Below are 18,787 nucleotides of genomic sequence, written 5' to 3'. Positions count from 1 at the left end.
GCGGCAGTTGCCCCAAAGGAAACATCGTCATGCGCTTGTCGCGCTTCTTCATCACCCGCCCGATCTTCGCCACGGTGCTGGCGATCGTCATCACGATTGTCGGCGCGATCTCCTACTTCACCCTTCCGGTGGCCCAGTACCCGGACATCATCCCTCCCACCGTCGTCGTGTCCGCCACCTACCCTGGCGCGTCCGCGGAAACGGTCGCGGAGACCGTCGCGGCCCCGATCGAACAAGAAATCAACGGCGTGGAGAACATGCTTTACCAGTCCAGCCAGTCAACGGCGGACGGCAAGGTGTCCATATCGATCACCTTCAAAGTGGGCACCGATCTCGATGCGGCCCAGATGCTGGTTCAAAACCGGGTCGCAGCGGCGGTGCCTCGCCTGCCAGAAGAGGTGCAACGGCTAGGCGTCACCACCCGCAAGACGTCGCCAAGCGCGTTGATGGCAATCAACCTCGTCTCTCCGGACGGGTCGCTGGATCAGGCCTATCTTTCGAACTACGCCCTCACTCAGATACGCGACAGGTTGAGCCGTATCGAGGGCGTTGGTGAAGCCCGGGTCTTCGGCAGCCGCGAAGTTGCCATGCGCGTCTGGATCGATCCGCGCCGCGCTGCCGCGCTTCAGTTGACGGCGGGAGAGATTGTCGGCGCCCTGCGCGCCCAGAATGTGCAAGTCGCCTCCGGCGCCCTTGGCCAGCCGCCCAATCCGAGTTCCGATGCCTTCCAGCTCAATATCCGGACACAGGGGCGATTGAGCGAACCGGAGCAGTTCGCAGACATCGTCATCCGAACGGACCCTGCCGGACGCCAGACCCGCATTCGCGATGTTGCACGCGTTGAACTGGGCGCGGATGACTACGGCACAAATGCATACCTGTCGGGAAAGCCGTCCATCATGATCGGCATTTTCCAAAGACCCGGCACCAACGCACTTGAAACCGGCATCAACCTGGAACGAGAGATGCAGGCGGCGGCAAAAGCCTTTCCTGCGGGACTCGAATACCGGATCATGTGGAATTCGACGCGTTTCATCGCGCAATCCACCGAAGCGGTGCGGGAGACGCTTTTCGAAGCCGCGGCGCTGGTCGTGCTCGTGATCTTCGTCTTCCTGCAGAATTGGCGCGCCGCCCTCATCCCCGTCGTCGCCATCCCCATCTCCCTGGTGGGAACATTTGCGCTGCTTGCCTTATTTGGCTACAGCCTGAACAGCCTGTCGTTGTTCGGGCTGGTCCTGGCGATCGGCATCGTGGTGGACGATGCGATCGTCGTGGTCGAAAACGTGGAAAGAAATCTGGCGCTGGGCCTGACGCCGCTGGAAGCGGCCCGCACGTCCATGGACGAGGTTTCAGCCGCCCTGGTGGCCATCGTGCTGGTGCTGTGCGCGGTCTTCATTCCCACGTTCTTTCTGACCGGCCTGTCCGGCGCGTTCTACAAGCAGTTCGCGCTGACCATTTCCGGCGCAACGGTCATTTCGCTCATATTGTCGCTGACGCTTTCACCGGCATTGGCCGCGACCTTGCTGCGTGCGCATACGACGGTGAAAAGCAGCAACGGGCTCATCCGGCGCATGCAGCTTGCCGGTGACGGATTCAACGAACGCTTCGATCGACTCAGCGCCCGTTACGGTCAATTGACACACTGGCTGGTGGCGCATCCCAAACGCGTATTGGCGAGCTACGGCGGACTTGTTCTTGCCACGGCTGGAATCTTCTGGGTCACCCCGACCGGCTTCATTCCCGCCCAGGACCAGAGTTATCTGATATCGATCACGCAATTGCCGCCCGGCGCATCCCTGGCGCGCACCGATGCGGTGCTGCAAGAAGTGTCCAAGCGCCTGCTGACGATCGAAGGGGTCCGTGGCACGATCATGCTGCCCGGATACGACGCCGCATCGAACACGAATTCGCCGAATACCGCCACCGCCTTCATACCGCTCAAACCGTTTGAAGAACGCTCCCGGCCCGCCAGCGAGATCCTTGCCCAAGCGCGCAAAGCCGTCGCGGACATCAATCAAGCGAGAGTGCTCATCATTCCGCCGCCGCTGATCGACGGCATCGGGTCGGCAGGCGGCTACCGGATGATGGTGCAGGATCGTGCCGGCCATGGCTACAAGGCGCTGGGAACAGTTTCCGATCAGCTCATGGCAAAGGCGAACAGCACCGAAGGGCTGTCGCAGGTCTTCTCTTTCTTCAACACATCGACACCTCGGATCTTCGCCGACATCGACCGGCGCAAGGCAGAGCTGCTGGGTGTGCCCCCGGATCGGGTGTTCGAGGCGCTTCAGGTGTACCTGGGTTCATCCTACGTGAACGACTTCAATCTGCTGGGGCGCACGTTCCGGGTGATCGCCCAGGCTGAACAAGGCCAGCGCAACAGCGAGGCCGACATCGCAAACCTGAAGACACGATCCGATAGCGGCGCGATGGTGCCGATCGGTTCAGTCGCAACATTCAAAAGCGAAACCGGGCCATTCAGGGTCGTGCGCTACAACCTGTTCCCGGCGGTCGAGGTGGACGGAGACACGGCGCCCGGCTCTTCCACGGGCGCCTCTCTGGCCACCATGGAGAAACTGGCGCATCACGCGCTGCCAACGGGATATGGCTATGAATGGACCGGCATCGCCTTCCAGCAGAAGATCGCCGCAAACACGGCAGGCCTCGTGTTCGCGCTGGCGGTTGTCTTCGTGTTCCTGGTGCTGGCCGCGCAGTACGAAAGCCTTACGTTGCCGCTGGCCATCATCCTCATTGTACCGATGTGCCTCCTCGCTGCCATGGTCGGTATCAATATTCGCGGCATGGACAACAACGTACTGACGCAGATCGGACTCGTGGTGCTGATCGCCCTTGCCGCCAAGAACGCGATCCTCGTGGTCGAGTTCGCGAAGCAGGCCGAAGCGCAAGACGGCCTGAGCCCGGCTGCCGCGGCGGTACGGGCGGCCCAGACCCGACTACGCCCGATCCTGATGACGAGTTTCGCTTTCATACTCGGAACAGTGCCGATGCTCATGGCATCCGGTGCGGGCGCCGAGCTGCGGCAAGCGCTGGGAACTTCCGTCTTCTTCGGCATGGTCGGCGTCACCGTCTTCGGCTTGCTGTACACGCCCACGTTTTACGTCGTTTGCCGCAAGCTCGCGGATCGGCTGTCCCGCCGGTTTCGCGTCACCTCGTTGGAGCCGCGGCAGGAATGAACAGGAAATATCAAGTGATTCGATCTCACACTCTCTCGATGTTCGTCATGCCGCTTGTCCTGAGCGCATGCGCAGTCGGCCCGGACTACAAGGCGCCGGTCATTCCCACGTTGGCGGCGGGCCCGTTCCTGTCGCAGGACGATGCGACGACGTCAGACAGGACGCCCGTCTCGGCAGACTGGTGGAAGCTATACCACGACCCGGTGTTGGACGGACTGGTGCAAGACGCGCTTGCCGCCAACACCGATGTGCGCATGGCAGTGGCCCGGCTTGCCCGTGCGCGCGCCCAGCTACGGGAAACGTCCGCGGATCAACGACCGACCAGCGACCTTGGCGCCAGCGCAAACCGCCAACGACAATCCGCGATCCAATCTTCGCCCGAACTGGGTCGCGAGCATACTGTTGTCGATCTTGGCTTCTCGGTAGCATATGAAGTTGATCTTTTCGGCCGTGTCCGACGAAACGTCGAAGCTTCGCGTGGGGATTATCAGGCGGCGCAGGCAGAGCTGGATGCCGTACGGGTTTCAACCGTGGCGGCCACGACCCAAGCCTATCTGGGCGCCGCCAGCGCGGCCCATCGCCTGGCCGTGGCGCAGCAGATCGTCAAGTTGCTGGATCGATCGGTCAGCGTGACGGCCAGCCGGGAGCAAGCGGGCTTGACCACCCCTCTGGACACCGCCCGTATCGCTGCCCTGAGAGATCAAAGACGTGCCGAGATTCCACAGATCGTGACCGAGCGCCAGGCCGAGCTGTTCCGCCTCGCCTTGCTGACTGGCCGCGCGCCCAAGGATCTTCCCAGGGAGGCTGGCGCCCTGTCGGCGCCGCCCCGAATCCTGCAGCCGATTCCGGTAGGAGATGGCATGAGCTTGCTCGCGCGCCGTCCGGACGTGCGCGCCGCTGAACGGCGGCTGGCGGCCGAGACCGCGCGGATAGGCGTGGCGACATCGGCGCTTTATCCGCAGGTTTCCCTGGGCGCCTCAGTGGGGTCCACAGGGTTTGGTGTTGGCGACTTTTTTGGAGCTGGCCCTTTGCGCTGGCTGGCCGGGCCACTCGTCTCGTGGTCATTTCCGAACCAAGCGCTGATCCGCTCTCGTATCGATGCCGCGAACGCGCAAGCCCAGGCGGCGTTGGCGGCGTTTGACGGCACCGTGCTGCTGGCATTGAGCGAGACGGAAACCGCGCTTTCGAACTATGCCCGAAGCCTGGATCGCCAAGTGGCGCTGGCCGCCGCCCGGGACCAGGCGCAGAACGTTGCGCGGATCGTCCGGGCGCAAGCGCGAGAAGGACGCGCCGACAGCCTTGCCTTGCTGGACGCAGAGCGCACGTACGCCGACGCGCAGGCCGAACTTGCGCAAAGCGAGGCGCGGGTGGTGAATGCACAGGTCGACCTGTTCAAGGCACTCGGCGGAGGCTGGCAGTCTGGCGCAACGGACCGTGTCGTTTCCCGGTAGCCGGCGGTCTTACGCCAGCGGTTCAGGCATGCCATTGTTGAATGACATTGCCATGTTCGTGGAGGTTGCCAGGCGGGGGAACTTCAGCCTGTCAGCCACTGCGCTTGGCGTCCCGCCCTCGACGCTTTCGCGACGGGTGAGCGAACTCGAACGCGATCTGGGGGTGCAGTTGCTCCAGCGAAGCACCCGCAAGATAGGCCTGACCGAGGCCGGCGCATTCTACTTCGAACGCTGCCGTGACCTGGTCGATGAAGCGCGAGTCGCGCACGAACAGCTGCAAACGGACACTGCGCGTCCAGGGGGCCGACTGCGCGTATCGCTGCCGGCGTCATTGGCTCAGCATTTCCTCCCCGCAGTCATCAACGCCTTCCATGACCAGTATCCGGACATCCATTGTCAGTTCGAACTGGGCAATCAGCGTGTCGATCCCATCAGCAACGCCTTCGACCTGGCGCTACGCTTTGGCGAGCAGCCGAACTCCAGCCTGATTGCCCACACTATCAGTTCGATGACTCCACGCCTGTACGCATCGGCCGCATATATAGCCAGACATGGGCCTCCCGGCTCACCGACAGAGCTCACTGGCCATCAATGCCTTGTTGGCGCGCTGAGCGGCGAATGCGAATGGGAGTTACGGTCCGGGGTGCGAGTCGAGCGGATCAGGGTGTCGGGAAAAGTGGCGGCCAGCGACTCCGGCATTATTGGCGCCTTGCTCTCGGAGGGACTCGGCATCGGCCCGCTGATGAATTTCGAGGCAGCGCAGATCGGCCGCGGACAGCGCCCTCTCACTCCTGTCATGCGGGAATGGGCGTTGCCCCAGGTGCCTCTTTTCGCCCTGCTTCCTGCTCGGACAGTACCCGCACGGGTGAGGGCCTTCCTGGATTTCATTTACCCACACCTGCAGGAACGTTGAAATCGGAAGATCCCCAACTTGCGCTTGATGCCAGACGTGCCGATCAATGCGCAAGAGGTCCGCCCGTCGCATCGATCGCCATCGCGGCACTGACGAGAACAACAACGGCAATGGAAACCGCGAACACCCGGCGCGCCCAGCGCGCATCGTCGCGCGCCGAAAATCCGTCCATGGCCGTTTTGAGCCAGAGGATTCCGCTCAGCAGGACCACAGCGATATAGAGATTGCCCGCGTATCCCAACGCCGCGAGGGAAAGCGCGGCCACGAGAAACCCGACGATATACACGACAATCTGCCGCTTCGCTTGGCGACGCCCCTTTACGAGAGGCAAGACGGGAATGGACGCCGCCGCGTAGTCATTCCACCTGAAGATGGCGATGGCGTATGAATGGGGGACTTGCCATATCCCATAGATCACAAAAAGACAGAGCGCGGCCGAGTCGATCGTTCCACTCACCGAGCAATAGCCTACGACGGGCGGAACCGCTCCCGCCACGCCGCCCACCAGCGTGGCCTGAACCGATCTTCGTTTGAGGCAAAGCGAGTACAGGCCAACGTAGACGACATATCCGATGAACATCAACACCAGCGGCTGGCCTTGCCGCGTCGCGACATGCAAGAGCCAGAATCCGGCGGCGGCAAGAATCCCCGCAAAAGCCAGCGCTGAACCGAGGGAAATCCGGCCGGTTGCCATCGCGCGGGCCTGAGTGCGTTCCATGACGCGGTCGATGTCACGATCAATCACATTGTTGGCCGTGCATCCTGAGCCGATCACCAGGGCCACGCCCAGCATTACCAACGCGCCGTGGCTCACATCCACAACGCCGCGCGACGCCAGCAGATAGCCGCCGGCCAGGGTTATCAGGTTCCCGGCCACGATGCCAGGCTTGATCAACTCGAGATACGTTCGATACATAGATTGTCGCCGAGCCGCACTCGGCTGCGGACCAAAAGCATCCAAAACCAAGCTTTATAGCTTGCGAAGAGGATGGCTCAACAGTGAGCTATCGGACATGGACCCCGCGAATTCCGACAAAGCTGTCGGTCGATCCCGCTGATACCGCCACAAGCGCAACCTCCGCCCCCAAAAACGAACCGGCCCGCGCGAAGCGGGCCGGTTTTCCTGGAACGCCCCGGCCACTTGGCCCCGGGCGCCACGTATCAGGCTGACACCAGCTGCCAAGCCAGCCGCGCCGCCGCGCGGGCGCCGTGGCCATCCACGTCAAAACGCGGATTGAACTCGGCCAGGTCGGCCAGGCGCAGCTTGCCGCTGGCTTTCACCCGCAGCACGATCTCTTCGATCACCGCCATCGGCACGCCATAAGGCGCGGGCGCCGACACGCCGGGCATGACCGCCGCGGGCAGCACGTCCAGGTCGATCGTCAGGTACACGTGGCGCGCCCGGGCCAGCAACGCATCGACGTTGGCCAGCCTTGCCTCCAGGTGGCGTTCCTGCATGTCGCGGTCTTCCACCCAGATCGCGCCCACTTCGGCAGCCCGCGCATACAGCGCCGGGGTATTGGCCAGCCGCGACACGCCCAGGCAGGCGTACTGGAACGCCAGGCCCTGCGCCTCGCAGTAGTGCGCGATCTGGTCGAACGGCGTGCCCGAACTTCCCGGGCGGCCGGTGCGCAGGTCGAAGTGCGCATCCAGGTTCAGCACCAGCACGGGGCCGGCGTCGTCCCGGCCCGCCAACCAGCGCGCCAGGCCCTGGAAGCTGCCCCAGGCGATCTCATGGCCACCGCCCAGCACCACCGGGCGGGCGCCCTGTTGCAGCAGGTCGGCCACGGCAAGGCCCAGGCGTTCCTGGGCGTCTTCCAGCTGGTCGCCGTCGCAGGCCACGTCGCCCGCATCCAACAGGCGCGTCAAGCCGTGCGCCGGCAGGCCGGCCATGAACTTGCGGATGCCGGCCGGGCCGGCGGCCGCGCCGACACGGCCCTGGTTGCGCGCCACGCCGGCGTCGCAGGCAAAGCCCAGGATCACGGCTTCGCCCTTGGCGGCCGCCTGGCCCGCCGCGGATTCGACGATATGCGCCAGGCGGCGCGTGTCGCCGCGTTCGGCGCTATCGTCACGGGCGGTCCACAGGCCTTTGTCCAGTTGCGCCGTCGTCATGCCGCCCCCTGCCCTGCACTCAGCACCGCCTGCAGGAATTCGCGGGTGCGAGCCTCGCGCGGCTGGCTGAAGATGACCTCGGGCGGGCCCGATTCCAGGATCACGCCGCCGTCCATCACGGCCACCACGTCGGCCACGTCGCGGGCAAAGCCCATTTCGTGGGTTACGACCATCATGGTCATGCCTTCGCGGGCCAGCAGCTTCATCACCTGCAGTACTTCGCCGACCAATTCGGGATCCAGCGCGGACGTCGGCTCGTCGAACAGCATGACCTTGGGCTGCATCGCCAGCGCGCGGGCGATCGCCACGCGCTGCTTCTGGCCGCCCGACAGGCTGGCCGGCATTGCCGACATCTTCTGCGACAGGCCGACCTTGGCCAGCAGGTCGGCGGCCAGTTCGTTGGCCTCGTCGCGGCCCATGCCACGCAGCTTGCGCGGCCCGACCGTGACGTTTTCCAGCACCGACAGGTGCGGGAACAGGTTGAAGCCCTGGAACACCATGCCCACCTGCATGCGCAGCTGGTTCAGCTGGGCTTCGGGCAGCAGTTCGCCGTTGTCCTGCAGCGTCTGGCCGCAGATGTCCACGGTGCCGCCCTGCGCCACTTCCAGCCCGTTGCAGCAGCGCAGCAAGGTGCTCTTGCCCGAACCACTGGGCCCGATCACCACCACCACCTGCGACGGCAGCACGTCAAAATCGATGCCGCGCAGCACGGCGTGATCGCCGTAGGATTTTTCCAGGCCGCGGATGCGGATCATTTCTTTCGGGTTTCCGAAGTTCATTGCACCATCCCCCCGGCACGCAGGCGTTGTTCGATCTGGCGCAGGATCACCATGGCCACCGTGGTCAGCACCAGATAGATCAGCGCCACCACCAGATAGGTTTCCAGCGAGCGGTACGACACGCTGATGATCTTCTGCCCTTCGTGCATCAGGTCATGGATGGTCAACAGCGACACCAGCGCGGAATTCTTGATCAGCGCGATGAACTCGTTGCCCAGCGGCGGAATCATGCGCACCACGGCCTGCGGCAGGATGATGATGCGCATGGCCTGGCCCGACGACATGCCCAGCGAACGGGCCGCTTCGGTCTGGCCGCGGTCCACCGACTGGATCGCGCCGCGCACGATTTCCGACACATAGGCGCCGGAATACATGCCCAGGCCCAGCACGCCGCAGGCGAACGCCGGCAGCGTCACGCCAAACTGCGGCAGGCCGAAGAACCAGATGAACAGCTGCACCAGCAGGGGCGTGCCGCGAAAGAACAGCAGGTACGTGCTGCACAGGTTATAGATAATGCTGCGTTGCGGGTTGAGCCGGCCCACGCCGACCAGCAGGCCGATCACGCAGCCCAGCAGCAGCGCGCCGGCGGTCACCTCGATGGTGACCAGCGCGCCGCGCAGCAGCGAGTCGTAATCGGCAAAGACAGGGGCAAAGTCCAGGTTCATTTCGCAGGCGCCTCGAACCACTTGTTGACGATGGCCTGGTAGCTGCCGTCGGCCTTGATCTTCTTGAGCGCCTCATTCAGGCCGCGGGTGAGCTCGGGCTTGCTCTTGGGCACGGCGATGCCGTAGTCCTCGGTGGTGATCTGCTCGTCCAGCACGGCCAGGTCGGTCGTGCTCTGCGCGAACAGCTTGGCGGCGGGCTTGCCCGTCACCGCGGCGTCGGCGCGGCCGATCTGCACCAGGTTGAACATCTCCTGGTTCTTCTCGACTTCCACGCGCTGCACCGACGGGTAGTGTTCCTTCAGGTAGTTGACCGACTTGGTGCCGACCTGCACTGACACCTTGCGGCCGTCCAGGTCCTTCAGGCCCTTGATGTCGCCGCCCTTCCTGGTCAGGACGACCAGGCCGCCGGCGTAGTACGGGTCGGTGAAGTCCACCACCTTGCTGCGCTCGGGCGTGATGTAGATGGCGGACACCGCGATGTCGGCGCGGCCGGCCTGCAGGGCGGGAATCAGGCCCTTGAAATCGATGTCGATCCATTCGACCTTCTTGCCCATGGCGGCGGCCAGGGCCTCGACCAGTTCGATGTCAAAGCCCGTGCGCTTGCCGTCCTTGACGAATTCCATGGGCGGGAAGGTGGCGTCGGTCACGGCGCGAATGGTTTCCTGGGCGCAGGCAGAGCCGGCGGTCCAGGCCAGGCCCAGCGTCAGGGCGGCGGTCAGCAATGTGCGGCGAGTGGTCATGGCGGGTCCTAAAAGGAATGGATGGGTATGGGATTACGGCGATCGGTACGGGTAAGGCCGGCAGCGTCTAGAGATGAGGCAGAAATAGCAGGGACAGCAAGGAATTCGAAACGGCGCGGCGTCAATGCGCCTGCAACTTGGTGGAAATGCGGCGGGCCGCGGCCACGGTCAGGTCGATGAAGGCCTGCGTGCGCTGGCCGGCGCGGGTGGACGGGGCCATCAACGTAATGGAGGCCACCGCCTGGTGGGCGCGCTGGAAGATCGGCACGCTCACGCCCCAGACGCCGGCATCGACTTCGCTGTCGGTCACGGCATAGCCCAGGGCGCGGATGGCTTCCAGCTCGTCGGCCAGGCGCGCGACGTCCACGCCCGGCTCCCTGGCCAGCAGGGCCAACGCGGTTTGCAGGCGCGCGGCGGGCATGAAGGCCAACAGCGACTTGGCCGAGGCCCCGCGGGCCAGCGGCAGGCCACGGCCCTTGGTGAAGGAACAGCGCAGCGGATGCTGGCTTTCGACCATGTCCAGGCACACGGCCTGGTCCTTGACGGCCACCAGCAGGCCGATGGTCTCGCCCGACGCGGCGGCCAGCGCCGCCATGTCCGGCTGCGCCTCGTGGATCAGGAAGGAAGACTGGTCAAAGCCCCAGGCCAGTTGCACGCACAGCGGGCCGGGGCCGTATTCGCCATCGTGCTCGGCCACGAAGCCCCAGCGCTTGAGCAACCCGACCTGGCGGTACAGCGTGCTTTGGGCCAGGCCGGTCTTTTCCGCCAGCGCGGCGATGCTCAAGGGGCCGTCGTGCCGGGCAAGCGTGGCCAACACATATAAGACGCGATCCGCGCCTGCCCCAACCGACTGATCCGACATGAAAAAAGCACTCCCGGCATTGATGAAGCGCAGATTATCAATTTATGGCGTTTGAACCAGAAAATATTCCCATCCGATGAGAATACCCAGGGAAAACCCCGAATTTCATCGGCCAAAAAATCCCGGCCAGCGCCCCGCCGGACAAGCCATTCCCCAAAGAAAAAACCCGCCGGAGGGCGGGTTGTCACGACGCGGGCAGCCGGCAAGGCTCAGGGCGACGCGGGGGTGTCGTAGTTGTTCAGTCGCACGCCCGACACCCCGCCCACGCTGGGCGATCCCGGGGCGGCCTTGGGGCTGGCGTTGCCCGTGGCCGGCGCGGGTTGGGCCATCGGCGGCGGCGCGTCGACGGCGGCGGGCAGGCTTGCGGGGGCGGCGTCCTGCGTCGCCGTGGCATCGGCCGCATCCGGTTCCGGCTCAGGCGGCGCGCTGGCGCGGCGAGCGCGCTTGGCGGATTCCTGCTGGGCGATCAGCTGTTGCAGCTCGGCCGCCAGCGCGGTGGACTTGCCGGTGCGGGCCCAGTCCGAGGCATCCTGCCCCTTGGTGTCGCGTGTGGTGATGTCGGCGCCCGCCTTGAGCAGCAGGTCCACCATCGGCTTGTTGCCGGACAGCGCCGCCATCATCAGCGGCGATTCGCCGTTGGGCGCCGGCGCGTTCACCATCGCCTTGTTGTCCAGCAGCAGCCTGGCCATGGCCATCTGGCCCTTGGACGCGGCGTAGTGCAGCGGCGTCCAGCCCAGGCGGTTGACCTGGGCGCCGCGCGCCATCAGGCTGCGGGCACGGTCGACCTGGCCGGCGATGGCCAGGTACATCAGCGGGGTTTCGCCGGCCGGATTCTCGGCATTGACGTCGGTGCGCGGGTCGGCCGCCAGCACGTCGAACACCTTCCAGGCGCCGTCCACCACGGCCCGCATCAGGGCCGGCTGGCCATTGCGGTAGCGCTGGTTGGGGTCGGCGCCCTGCGCCAGCAGGGCGTTGACGTCGTCCGGGTAGTCATTGGCGACGTACACCCACCAGTCAGCCGGATTGGCCGCCTGCGCCATCGGCGCCGACAGGCCGAGGCACAGCGCCAGCAAGGCGTTGCGGCCATACGCAACAAGGCGGCGGGACAAGACGGTGCGGACGGTCATGGCACTCCTGATAATTGACTTTAAATAATTTAGATTAAATTATCTTTTTATCTTGTTGAAAAGATTAAAGAAATTTTCCGTTGAAGCCTTGGCGACCTCGGCCACGCTGATGCCTTTCAAGTCGGCGATCTTCTCGGCCACGTGAATCACCTTGGACGGGTCGTTGATCTTGCCGCGGTATGGCACCGGCGCCAGGTAGGGCGAATCGGTCTCGATCAGCAGGCGGTCCAGCGGCACCTTGGCAGCCACCTCGTGCACCACGTGCGCGTTCTTGAACGTCACGATGCCCGACAGCGAGATATGGAAATTCTGGTCCAGCGCCGCCTGGGCCACTTCCCAGGTTTCGGTGAAACAGTGCATCACCCCGCCTACCTCGGCCGCCCCCTCTTCGCGCAGCATGCGCACGGTGTCTTCGGCGGACGAACGCGTATGCACGATCAGCGGCAGGCCTACGTCACGGGCAGCGCGGATGTGGCGGCGAAAGCGCTCGCGCTGCCAGTCCAGCGGCTCGGACAGGCGGTAGTAGTCCAGCCCGGTCTCGCCGATGGCCACCACCTTGGGGTGGGCCGCCAGGCGCACGAGTTCGGCGGGTTCGGGGTCGGGCGTGTCTTCGTAATCAGGATGCACGCCCACCGAGGCCCACAGGTTGGCTTGCGGCTCGACCAGCGACATCAGCCCCGGCCACTCGGGCAGGTTGACGCTGACCACCAGCGCATGGGTCACCTGGTTGGCGGCCATCCGGTCGAGAATGGCCGGCAGGTCGGCGGCCAGCTCGGGAAAATTCAAATGGCAGTGGGAATCGACGTACATGGAATTCGGATTCGGGTTGCGCCGCCCGGGTAAGCCGGATGGCGGCGGGTTACGCCTGGCAGGATAGCACCACGCGCTGCAGCGTCGCGTGGGCGAAAAGCTTGGCATTCAAGGGGTGCGTGGCCAGCGCACGCTGGCGCGTCAGCCAGCGCGCCGATTCGGCCACGCGCGCGGTATTCATCCGCGCGGCCACCTGGGCGACTCCGGCGGCCAGCGCCGGAAAGTAACGCACCGGCGCACCGGCCGCGGCCAGCATCAGGTCCGTGTACAGGCGCTGCAAGGCGTCGATCCACTCGGTCGGCGCGGTCTTTTCCAGCGTTTCGGCCAGCGTGCCGACGTCGGGCGCCTGGCCCTTGGCCAGCGGGCCGATCAACTGGGACAGCCACGGCGGGCAGGCGGTTTCGGCGTGCTGTGCCAGGCGCAGCGCGGCCAGCGGCGCGCCGCCCGCAGCGGCCAGCCATTCGCGCGCCGGCTCCACGTTCTGGTCGCGCAGCCATTGCAGGGCGGTGTCCGGGTCCGGGGCCGGCAGCGGCAGGCGGCGGCAGCGCGACACCAGCGTGGGCAGCAGCCGGTCGGGCGCGTCGGCCACCAGCAGGAAAACGGTGTGCGGCGGCGGCTCTTCCAGCACCTTGAGCAGGGCATTGGACGACACCACGTTCAGCGCGTGGGCCGGGTATAGCAGCGCCACCCGCCAGCCGCCCCGGTGGGTCGCGGTGTTGAACCAGGATTCCAGCGAGCGGATCTGGTCGATGCGGATTTCCTTGGACGGCGCTTTCTTGGCCGCGCCGGTGGCCGGTTCGGCATCGTCGGACGCTTCAGCGGCATCAGCGCCCTCTTCGACCGCCACGGCCTCGGGCCGAATGCGGCGCAGGTCGGGGTGGTTGCCGCTGGCGAACCAGGCACAGGCGGCGCAGTGGCCGCAGGCCAGGCCGTCCTGCGGCGTTTCGCACAGCAGGCTGGCGGCGGCGGCAATGGCGAAGTCCAGCTTGCCGATGCCGGCCAGGCCGTGCACCAGCCAGGCATGCGCGAAGCGGTCGCGGTTGCCCAGCCAGGCCCGCGCGGTGTCCATCTGCCAAGGCAGGAACTGGGGCGCGCTCATGGGCGGGCTGCCACCAGCTCGCGCAGGCCGGCTTCCAGGTCGGCGCGGATTTCCGCAATGGTGCGGGTCGAGTCGATCACGCGGATGCGGCCCGGATCGGCCGCGGCGCGCGCCTGGTAGGCCGCGCGCGTGCGCTCGAAGAAGGCGGCGCCCTCGCGCTCGAATCGATCAGGTTCGCGCGCATCGGCCAGCCGCGCCCGCGCCACGTCCAGCGGCACGTCGAACAGCCAGGTGCGATCGGGCTGGCCCGCCTGCATCCAGGTTTCCAGGGTGGCGACGCGCTCGGCGCCCAGGCCGCGGCCCCCGCCCTGGTAGGCGTAGGTGGCGTCGGTATAGCGGTCGCAGACCACCCAGGCGCCGCGCGCCAGCGCCGGCTCGATGACTTGGCGGGCATGTTCGCAGCGCGCGGCAAACATCAGCAGCGTTTCGGTATCCAGGCCCATCGTGTCGGTCAGCACCAGCGCGCGCAGCTTTTCGCCCAGCGGCGTGCCGCCGGGTTCGCGGGTCGAGACGACCTCCAGGCCCTGCGCGCGCAGGAAATCGGCGATCCAGCCGGTGTGGGTGCTTTTACCCGCGCCGTCCACTCCCTCCAGCGTGATGAAGCGTCCGCGTGAGGTCATTGGTCTTGTCCTTGTGCTGGGGCCGGATCGGCATCCGGCGTCGAAGTGGAAGCCGGGGCCGGTGCGGCAGCAGGCGCCCCCGCCGGCGTCGGCGTCGGCGTGGCCGCGGCAGGCCGACCCGCCGGGGTCTGGCCCAGGATGTAGCGGGACACGTTGCGGTTGTGCTCGTTCAGGTTGACCGAGAACTCGCTGGTGCCGTTGCCCCGCGATACGAAAAACAGGAATCTATGCTGCTCGGGCTGCACCGCCGCCAGCAGCGCCGCCCGCCCCGGGGCCGCGATGGGCGTGGGCGGCAGGCCCGGACGCGTGTAGGTGTTCCAGGGTGTGTCGGTCTGCAGGTCGCGTTTGCGGATGCGGCCCTGGTAGGCGTCGCCCATGCCGTAGATGACGGTGGGGTCGGTCTGCAGCAGCATGCCGATCTTCAGGCGGTTGGTGAACACGCCCGACACGCGGCGGCGCTCCGGCCCGTGGCCGGTTTCCTTTTCGATGATGGACGCCAGCACCAGGGCTTCATAGGGCGTAGCCACCGGCAGGTCGGCCTGGCGCTTGGACCAGGTGTCGTCCAGGATGCGCTGGCCTTCCTGGTAGGCCCGGCGCAGCAGGTCGAAATCGGTGCTGCCCGGCGTGAAGATATAGGTATCGGGAAAGAACAGGCCTTCCGGATGCTTGATGCTGGACCCCAGGCGTTCCATCAGCGCTTCGTCGCTGATGTCGCCCAGCGTCTGCTTGACGTCCGGGTTCTCGCGCAGCGCCTGGCGGATCTGGCGGTAGGTCCAGCCTTCCAGGAAGGTGATCTGGCGCTGGGTCATGTCGCCACGCGCCATGCGTTCCAGCAGCAGCCAGGGCGTATCGCCATTGATGGCCTGGTAGCCGCCGGCCTTGATCAGCTTGTCCTGCTCGGAAAGCCGCGCCATCCAGACGAAACCGGGTTCCCAGACGGGGATGCCCGCGGCATTTAGCGCGCGCACGACGGTGCGCGGACTGCTGCCCGGGTCCACCACGAAATCGATCCTGTCGGCCGACAGATGCAGGGGTCGGTGCATCCAGCTCCAGGCGGCGCCGACCGCGGCGGCGGCGGCGGCCAGCACGAGCAGCAGGAAAGACCACAGGACGTAAAAACGGAGTCGCTTCTTCATAAGTGTGGGGAGTTTAATGGATCGCGCAGGCCTGTCGCGGCAAAACCAGGGTCGGAGCGCTTGTTGCACCCCTTTGGCCGTCCGGGACATGGGCCTCTGGCAGGGGGAAGACGGCTATCATCAAGCCTTTGATGACGAGTCACGGGCCTTTGCCGCCATGCATGCTTTCTATTCTTCGATCCCTGTGCGCGCAGAAGGTTGCGCCCAATGCGCGCCTTTGGAAGATTTTGCCGTATTCGCCGCCGCCGGCGCCGATGCACTGACCTTCCTGCACGGCCAGTTGACGCAAGACGTCACGGGCCTGCCGCTGGACGCCGCCCGCCTGGCCGGCTACTGCACCGCCAAGGGCCGCCTGCTGGCCACCCTGGTGATGTGGCGCGCCGCCCCCGCCGCCGACGACGCCCCGCAGCTCTATGGCCTGGTGCGCCAGGACCTGTCAGCCGCCCTGCTCAAACGCCTGTCCATGTTCGTGCTGCGCGCCAAGGTCAAGCTGGCTCCAGCCGCCCTGCAGGTGGCTGGGGTGCAGGCCGATGCCGCCCAGGTGGCCGCACTGGAAGCCGCCGCGGGCGCACTGCCGCGCGGCGCCTGGCAGCGCGTCGACCTGCCGTCCGGCACCTGGATCGCCGCGCCCTCGGCGGGCGCCGCCCTGCGCTGGTGGTGGATCGCCTCGGACGAACAACTGGCCGCCGCCGCGCCGTTGGCGGCCGTGCTGGGCCTGGCGCCGGCCGCCCAATGGCACGCCGCCGACCTGGCCGCCGGCATCCCCTGGATCACCACGGCCACGCAAGACGTCTTCATTCCGCAGACGGTCAACCTGGACCTGATCGAGGGCGTCAGCTTCACCAAGGGCTGTTACCCCGGCCAGGAAGTGGTGGCGCGCAGCCACTACCGCGGCACCGTCAAGCGCCGCATGGCCTACGGCACCATCGCCGACACCGCGCTGGCGGACGGCGCGCTGGCCGGCACCGACGTGTTCGATGCCACGCAGCCCGGCGAACCCACCGGCCGCGTCGTCGATGCCGCGGCCACGCAAGGCGGCGTCTCGGTGCTGTTCGAAACCACCCTGGCCGCACTGCCCGAAGGCGACCTGCGGCTGGGCGCGGCCGACGGCCCGCGCATTGCGGCCCAACCGCTGCCTTATTCCATAACGCCGTAAACGCGGCCCTACACCACGGTGCCGAACACGGCGCCCACGCCCGCCGTCACCGCCATGGCCAAGGCGCCCAGGATGGTCACGCGCAGCGCCGCCGGCCCCTTGGGCGCACCCCCGGCGCCCGCCGCCAGCGCGCCCAGGGCGGCCAGACAGGCCACCGACGCACCGATCACCCAGACGATCAACTGCGGCAGCGGCGCCACGGCGGCCACCGCCAGCGGCAAGGCCGCCCCGCCCGCGAACGAGGCGGCCGAAGCCACCGCCGCCTGGACGGGCCGCGCGCGGTTATGCATCGAAATGCCAAGCTCGTCGCGCGCATGGGCATCCAATGCATCGTGACGGGTCAATTGACGTGCCACCTGCCCTGCCAGGTCTGGCGACAGGCCACGGTCCACATAGATGCCTATCAGTTCTTCCAGCTCTTCGTCGGAATTGCGCTTGAGCGACCGCTGCTCCATGCGCAGGTCGGCGGCCTCGGTGTCGGCCTGTGATCGCACGGATACGTACTCGCCCGCCGCCATCGACAGCGCTCCGGCCACCAGGCCGGCCAGGCCCGAGGTCAGCACCGCGCCGTGGCTGGCCTGCGCCGCGGCGACGCCGGTGATGAGGCTGGCGGTGGACACGATGCCGTCATTGGCGCCCAGCACGGCGGCGCGCAGCCAGTTGCTGCGGAAGATGCGATGGTGTTCTTTCGAGGGCATTGCCGAAGACCTGTTCAGGGCGCGACAACGCTCGCGGCGAACCGCCGCGAGCGGGGATCAGCGCGGCGTCACGCGCACCGCGGTGAGCAAGCCTATCACGCAAAGCGTGGCTTGTTCGCCGTCATACGCATGCACCTCGACCTGGCAGACGGACAAGCGCTTGCCGGGCTTGACCACGCGGCCGCTGGCCACGTAGCGGTCGCCCTTGGCGGGCGCCAGGAAATTCATCTTGAACTCCGAGGTCAGCACGTCTTCGCCCGGCTGGAACAGGCTGAAGGCGGCATAGCCGCCGGCCGAATCGGCGATGGTGGTGGATATGCCGGCATGCAGGAAGCCATTCTGCTGGCAGAGATCCTGCCGGTAAGGCAGCACGATATCCACCCTGCCCGGCTCGACCACGTCCAGGCTGGCCCCGATCAGCTGCATGATGCGCTGCTGGTCGAAGCTGGCCTTGACGCGCTGGGCCGGGTCCGCGCAAGACGGATGCGCCGCCATGTCAGTCCTGTTCGCGCTTGACCAGGTTGACGATGCTGGAGAAGTCCAGCTTGCCCGAGCCGCCCGAGCTGTGCAGCGAATACAGGTTGCGCGCCAGCTCGCCCAACGGGATCGAGGCGCGCGCCGACAGCGCGGCCACGGCCGCCAGGCCCAGGTCCTTGAGCATCAGGTCCACGCCGAAACCGCCGGCATAACCCTTGGAGGCCGGCGCGTGTTCCATCACGCCGGGCCAGGGGTTGTAGAGCTCGGTGGCCCAGTTGCGGCCCGAGCTCTTGGCGATGATGTCCGACAGCACCTTGGGATCCAGCCCGTTGGCCACGCCCAGCGCCAGCGCTTCGGACGTGCCGGCCATCAGGATGCCGAGCAGCATGTTGTTGCAGATCTTGGCCACCTGGCCGGCGCCCGCCGGGCCCGCGTGGAAGATGTTCTTGCCCATCTTTTCCAGCACCGGCCGGGCGCGGTCCAGCGCGGCGACCTGGCCGCCCACGATGAACGTCAGCGTGCCGGCGGCGGCGCCGCCCGTGCCGCCGGACACCGGCGCGTCGATCATGGCGATGCCGCGCACCTCGGCCGCCTGGGCCACCTTGCGGGCCGAATCCGGCGCGATGGTGCTGCACTCGATGACCAGCGCGGAAGACGCGATCTTGCCCAGCAGGTCTTCGCCCAGGTACAGGCCTTCGACGTGCTTGCTGGCGGGCAGCATCGAAATCACCACCTCGGCGCCCTTGACCGCTTCCGAGGCCGACACGGCCGCCTTGGCGCCCGCATCGGTCAGGACCTTGACCGCCGCCGGCACCAGGTCGAACACCGTCAGGCTGTGTCCGGCCTTGACCAGGTTCAACGCCATGGGCGAGCCCATGTTGCCCAAACCGATAAACGCGATACTGCTCATGATGTCCTGTCTCCTGTTGCTATTGCTGTAGGTATGAAATC

At 66.4% G+C, this 18,787-nt stretch carries 18 protein-coding genes; 4 read left to right on the top strand and 14 right to left on the bottom strand.

Features of this window, described 5'->3' with window-relative positions:
- Positions 1-29: 29 nt before the first annotated feature.
- From AC6LJ2_RS07940 to AC6LJ2_RS07930, 3 genes are read left to right on the top strand one after another with little or no spacing between them, the layout of a single operon-like run.
- Positions 30-3,191 carry an efflux RND transporter permease subunit gene (locus tag AC6LJ2_RS07940; RefSeq protein WP_498151131.1) on the top strand — a complete coding sequence of 1,054 codons (3,162 nt, stop codon included), beginning with the start codon at positions 30-32 and terminating at the stop codon, positions 3,189-3,191.
- On the top strand, positions 3,188-4,642 hold the full coding sequence (locus tag AC6LJ2_RS07935; protein ID WP_445658845.1) for an efflux transporter outer membrane subunit: 1,455 nt from the start codon (positions 3,188-3,190) through the stop codon (positions 4,640-4,642). The genes AC6LJ2_RS07940 and AC6LJ2_RS07935 overlap by 4 nt, the downstream gene beginning before the upstream one ends.
- Positions 4,643-4,670: 28 nt before the next feature.
- Positions 4,671-5,555: a LysR substrate-binding domain-containing protein gene (locus AC6LJ2_RS07930; protein ID WP_263912543.1), complete on the top strand. Its 885-nt coding sequence runs from the start codon at positions 4,671-4,673 to the stop codon at positions 5,553-5,555.
- Positions 5,556-5,598: 43 nt separating this feature from the next.
- On the opposite strand, the gene cyoE is transcribed toward AC6LJ2_RS07930, so the two are convergent.
- From cyoE to mltG, 11 genes are all read right to left on the bottom strand, one after another.
- Positions 5,599-6,471, bottom strand: a complete 873-nt coding sequence (gene cyoE, locus AC6LJ2_RS07925) for a heme o synthase (RefSeq protein WP_263912542.1) — start codon at positions 6,469-6,471, stop codon at positions 5,599-5,601.
- 245 nt (positions 6,472-6,716) lie between these two features.
- A complete protein-coding gene (hutG, locus tag AC6LJ2_RS07920) occupies positions 6,717-7,667 on the bottom strand; it encodes a formimidoylglutamase (protein WP_263912541.1) in 951 nt (316 codons plus the stop codon).
- Complete coding sequence (locus AC6LJ2_RS07915; RefSeq protein ID WP_445658841.1) at positions 7,664-8,446, bottom strand: amino acid ABC transporter ATP-binding protein; 783 nt, start codon at positions 8,444-8,446, stop codon at positions 7,664-7,666. Before AC6LJ2_RS07915 ends, hutG begins: the two co-directional genes overlap by 4 nt.
- Positions 8,443-9,111: an amino acid ABC transporter permease gene (locus AC6LJ2_RS07910; RefSeq protein WP_263912540.1), complete on the bottom strand. Its 669-nt coding sequence runs from the start codon at positions 9,109-9,111 to the stop codon at positions 8,443-8,445. The genes AC6LJ2_RS07915 and AC6LJ2_RS07910 overlap by 4 nt, the downstream gene beginning before the upstream one ends.
- Positions 9,108-9,851: a transporter substrate-binding domain-containing protein gene (locus tag AC6LJ2_RS07905; protein ID WP_263912539.1), complete on the bottom strand. Its 744-nt coding sequence runs from the start codon at positions 9,849-9,851 to the stop codon at positions 9,108-9,110. The genes AC6LJ2_RS07910 and AC6LJ2_RS07905 overlap by 4 nt, the downstream gene beginning before the upstream one ends.
- Before the next feature lie 121 nt (positions 9,852-9,972).
- Positions 9,973-10,713: an IclR family transcriptional regulator gene (locus tag AC6LJ2_RS07900; protein WP_263912538.1), complete on the bottom strand. Its 741-nt coding sequence runs from the start codon at positions 10,711-10,713 to the stop codon at positions 9,973-9,975.
- A gap of 209 nt (positions 10,714-10,922) precedes the next feature.
- Positions 10,923-11,753, bottom strand: coding sequence for an ankyrin repeat domain-containing protein (locus tag AC6LJ2_RS07895; protein ID WP_498151144.1), 831 nt, complete (start codon positions 11,751-11,753; stop codon positions 10,923-10,925).
- 126 nt (positions 11,754-11,879) lie between these two features.
- Positions 11,880-12,650, bottom strand: a complete 771-nt coding sequence (locus AC6LJ2_RS07890; protein WP_263912537.1) for a TatD family hydrolase — start codon at positions 12,648-12,650, stop codon at positions 11,880-11,882.
- A gap of 49 nt (positions 12,651-12,699) precedes the next feature.
- On the bottom strand, positions 12,700-13,749 hold the full coding sequence (gene holB / locus AC6LJ2_RS07885) for a DNA polymerase III subunit delta' (protein ID WP_263912536.1): 1,050 nt from the start codon (positions 13,747-13,749) through the stop codon (positions 12,700-12,702).
- Positions 13,746-14,369, bottom strand: coding sequence for a dTMP kinase (tmk, locus tag AC6LJ2_RS07880; RefSeq protein WP_263912535.1), 624 nt, complete (start codon positions 14,367-14,369; stop codon positions 13,746-13,748). Before tmk ends, holB begins: the two co-directional genes overlap by 4 nt.
- Positions 14,366-15,505, bottom strand: a complete 1,140-nt coding sequence (gene mltG / locus AC6LJ2_RS07875; protein WP_498151130.1) for an endolytic transglycosylase MltG — start codon at positions 15,503-15,505, stop codon at positions 14,366-14,368. The genes tmk and mltG overlap by 4 nt, the downstream gene beginning before the upstream one ends.
- A 157-nt stretch (positions 15,506-15,662) precedes the next feature.
- Here mltG and ygfZ point away from each other — a divergent pair, with 157 nt between their 5' ends.
- Positions 15,663-16,661 (top strand): CAF17-like 4Fe-4S cluster assembly/insertion protein YgfZ, encoded by a 999-nt coding sequence (ygfZ, locus tag AC6LJ2_RS07870; protein ID WP_263912533.1) that lies wholly within the window; start codon positions 15,663-15,665, stop codon positions 16,659-16,661.
- A gap of 8 nt (positions 16,662-16,669) precedes the next feature.
- Here the strand turns inward: ygfZ and AC6LJ2_RS07865 are convergent, their stop codons facing one another.
- Genes AC6LJ2_RS07865 through mmsB form a run of 3 tightly spaced genes read right to left on the bottom strand, consistent with a single transcriptional unit; the run spans position 16,670 to position 18,746 of the window.
- Entirely contained in the window at positions 16,670-17,359 is a 690-nt protein-coding gene (locus AC6LJ2_RS07865) for a VIT1/CCC1 transporter family protein (protein WP_263912532.1), read from the bottom strand.
- 57 nt (positions 17,360-17,416) lie between these two features.
- On the bottom strand, positions 17,417-17,854 hold the full coding sequence (locus AC6LJ2_RS07860) for a PaaI family thioesterase (RefSeq protein ID WP_263912531.1): 438 nt from the start codon (positions 17,852-17,854) through the stop codon (positions 17,417-17,419).
- Between the two features lies 1 nt (position 17,855).
- Positions 17,856-18,746 carry a 3-hydroxyisobutyrate dehydrogenase gene (gene mmsB, locus AC6LJ2_RS07855; RefSeq protein WP_498151129.1) on the bottom strand — a complete coding sequence of 297 codons (891 nt, stop codon included), beginning with the start codon at positions 18,744-18,746 and terminating at the stop codon, positions 17,856-17,858.
- Positions 18,747-18,787 lie beyond the last annotated feature (41 nt).

This window comes from Achromobacter sp. 1014246743 (assembly GCF_059760725.1).
This window is presented reverse-complemented; position numbering and strand designations above follow the sequence as displayed.

Excerpts from the sequence above, each read along its gene's own strand:
- AC6LJ2_RS07940 (WP_498151131.1), top strand. The coding sequence starts at position 30 with ATGCGCTTGTCGCGCTTCTTCATCACCCGCCCGATCTTCGCCACGGTG.
- AC6LJ2_RS07935 (WP_445658845.1), top strand. The coding sequence starts at position 3,188 with ATGAACAGGAAATATCAAGTGATTCGATCTCACACTCTCTCGATGTTC.
- AC6LJ2_RS07930 (WP_263912543.1), top strand. The coding sequence starts at position 4,671 with ATGCCATTGTTGAATGACATTGCCATGTTCGTGGAGGTTGCCAGGCGG.
- cyoE (WP_263912542.1), bottom strand. The coding sequence starts at position 6,471 with ATGTATCGAACGTATCTCGAGTTGATCAAGCCTGGCATCGTGGCCGGG.
- hutG (WP_263912541.1), bottom strand. The coding sequence starts at position 7,667 with ATGACGACGGCGCAACTGGACAAAGGCCTGTGGACCGCCCGTGACGAT.
- AC6LJ2_RS07915 (WP_445658841.1), bottom strand. The coding sequence starts at position 8,446 with ATGAACTTCGGAAACCCGAAAGAAATGATCCGCATCCGCGGCCTGGAA.
- AC6LJ2_RS07910 (WP_263912540.1), bottom strand. The coding sequence starts at position 9,111 with ATGAACCTGGACTTTGCCCCTGTCTTTGCCGATTACGACTCGCTGCTG.
- AC6LJ2_RS07905 (WP_263912539.1), bottom strand. The coding sequence starts at position 9,851 with ATGACCACTCGCCGCACATTGCTGACCGCCGCCCTGACGCTGGGCCTG.
- AC6LJ2_RS07900 (WP_263912538.1), bottom strand. The coding sequence starts at position 10,713 with ATGTCGGATCAGTCGGTTGGGGCAGGCGCGGATCGCGTCTTATATGTG.
- AC6LJ2_RS07895 (WP_498151144.1), bottom strand. The coding sequence starts at position 11,753 with ATGGCGCAGGCGGCCAATCCGGCTGACTGGTGGGTGTACGTCGCCAAT.
- AC6LJ2_RS07890 (WP_263912537.1), bottom strand. The coding sequence starts at position 12,650 with ATGTACGTCGATTCCCACTGCCATTTGAATTTTCCCGAGCTGGCCGCC.
- holB (WP_263912536.1), bottom strand. The coding sequence starts at position 13,749 with ATGAGCGCGCCCCAGTTCCTGCCTTGGCAGATGGACACCGCGCGGGCC.
- tmk (WP_263912535.1), bottom strand. The coding sequence starts at position 14,369 with ATGACCTCACGCGGACGCTTCATCACGCTGGAGGGAGTGGACGGCGCG.
- mltG (WP_498151130.1), bottom strand. The coding sequence starts at position 15,505 with ATGAAGAAGCGACTCCGTTTTTACGTCCTGTGGTCTTTCCTGCTGCTC.
- ygfZ (WP_263912533.1), top strand. The coding sequence starts at position 15,663 with ATGCATGCTTTCTATTCTTCGATCCCTGTGCGCGCAGAAGGTTGCGCC.
- AC6LJ2_RS07865 (WP_263912532.1), bottom strand. The coding sequence starts at position 17,359 with ATGCCCTCGAAAGAACACCATCGCATCTTCCGCAGCAACTGGCTGCGC.
- AC6LJ2_RS07860 (WP_263912531.1), bottom strand. The coding sequence starts at position 17,854 with ATGGCGGCGCATCCGTCTTGCGCGGACCCGGCCCAGCGCGTCAAGGCC.
- mmsB (WP_498151129.1), bottom strand. The coding sequence starts at position 18,746 with ATGAGCAGTATCGCGTTTATCGGTTTGGGCAACATGGGCTCGCCCATG.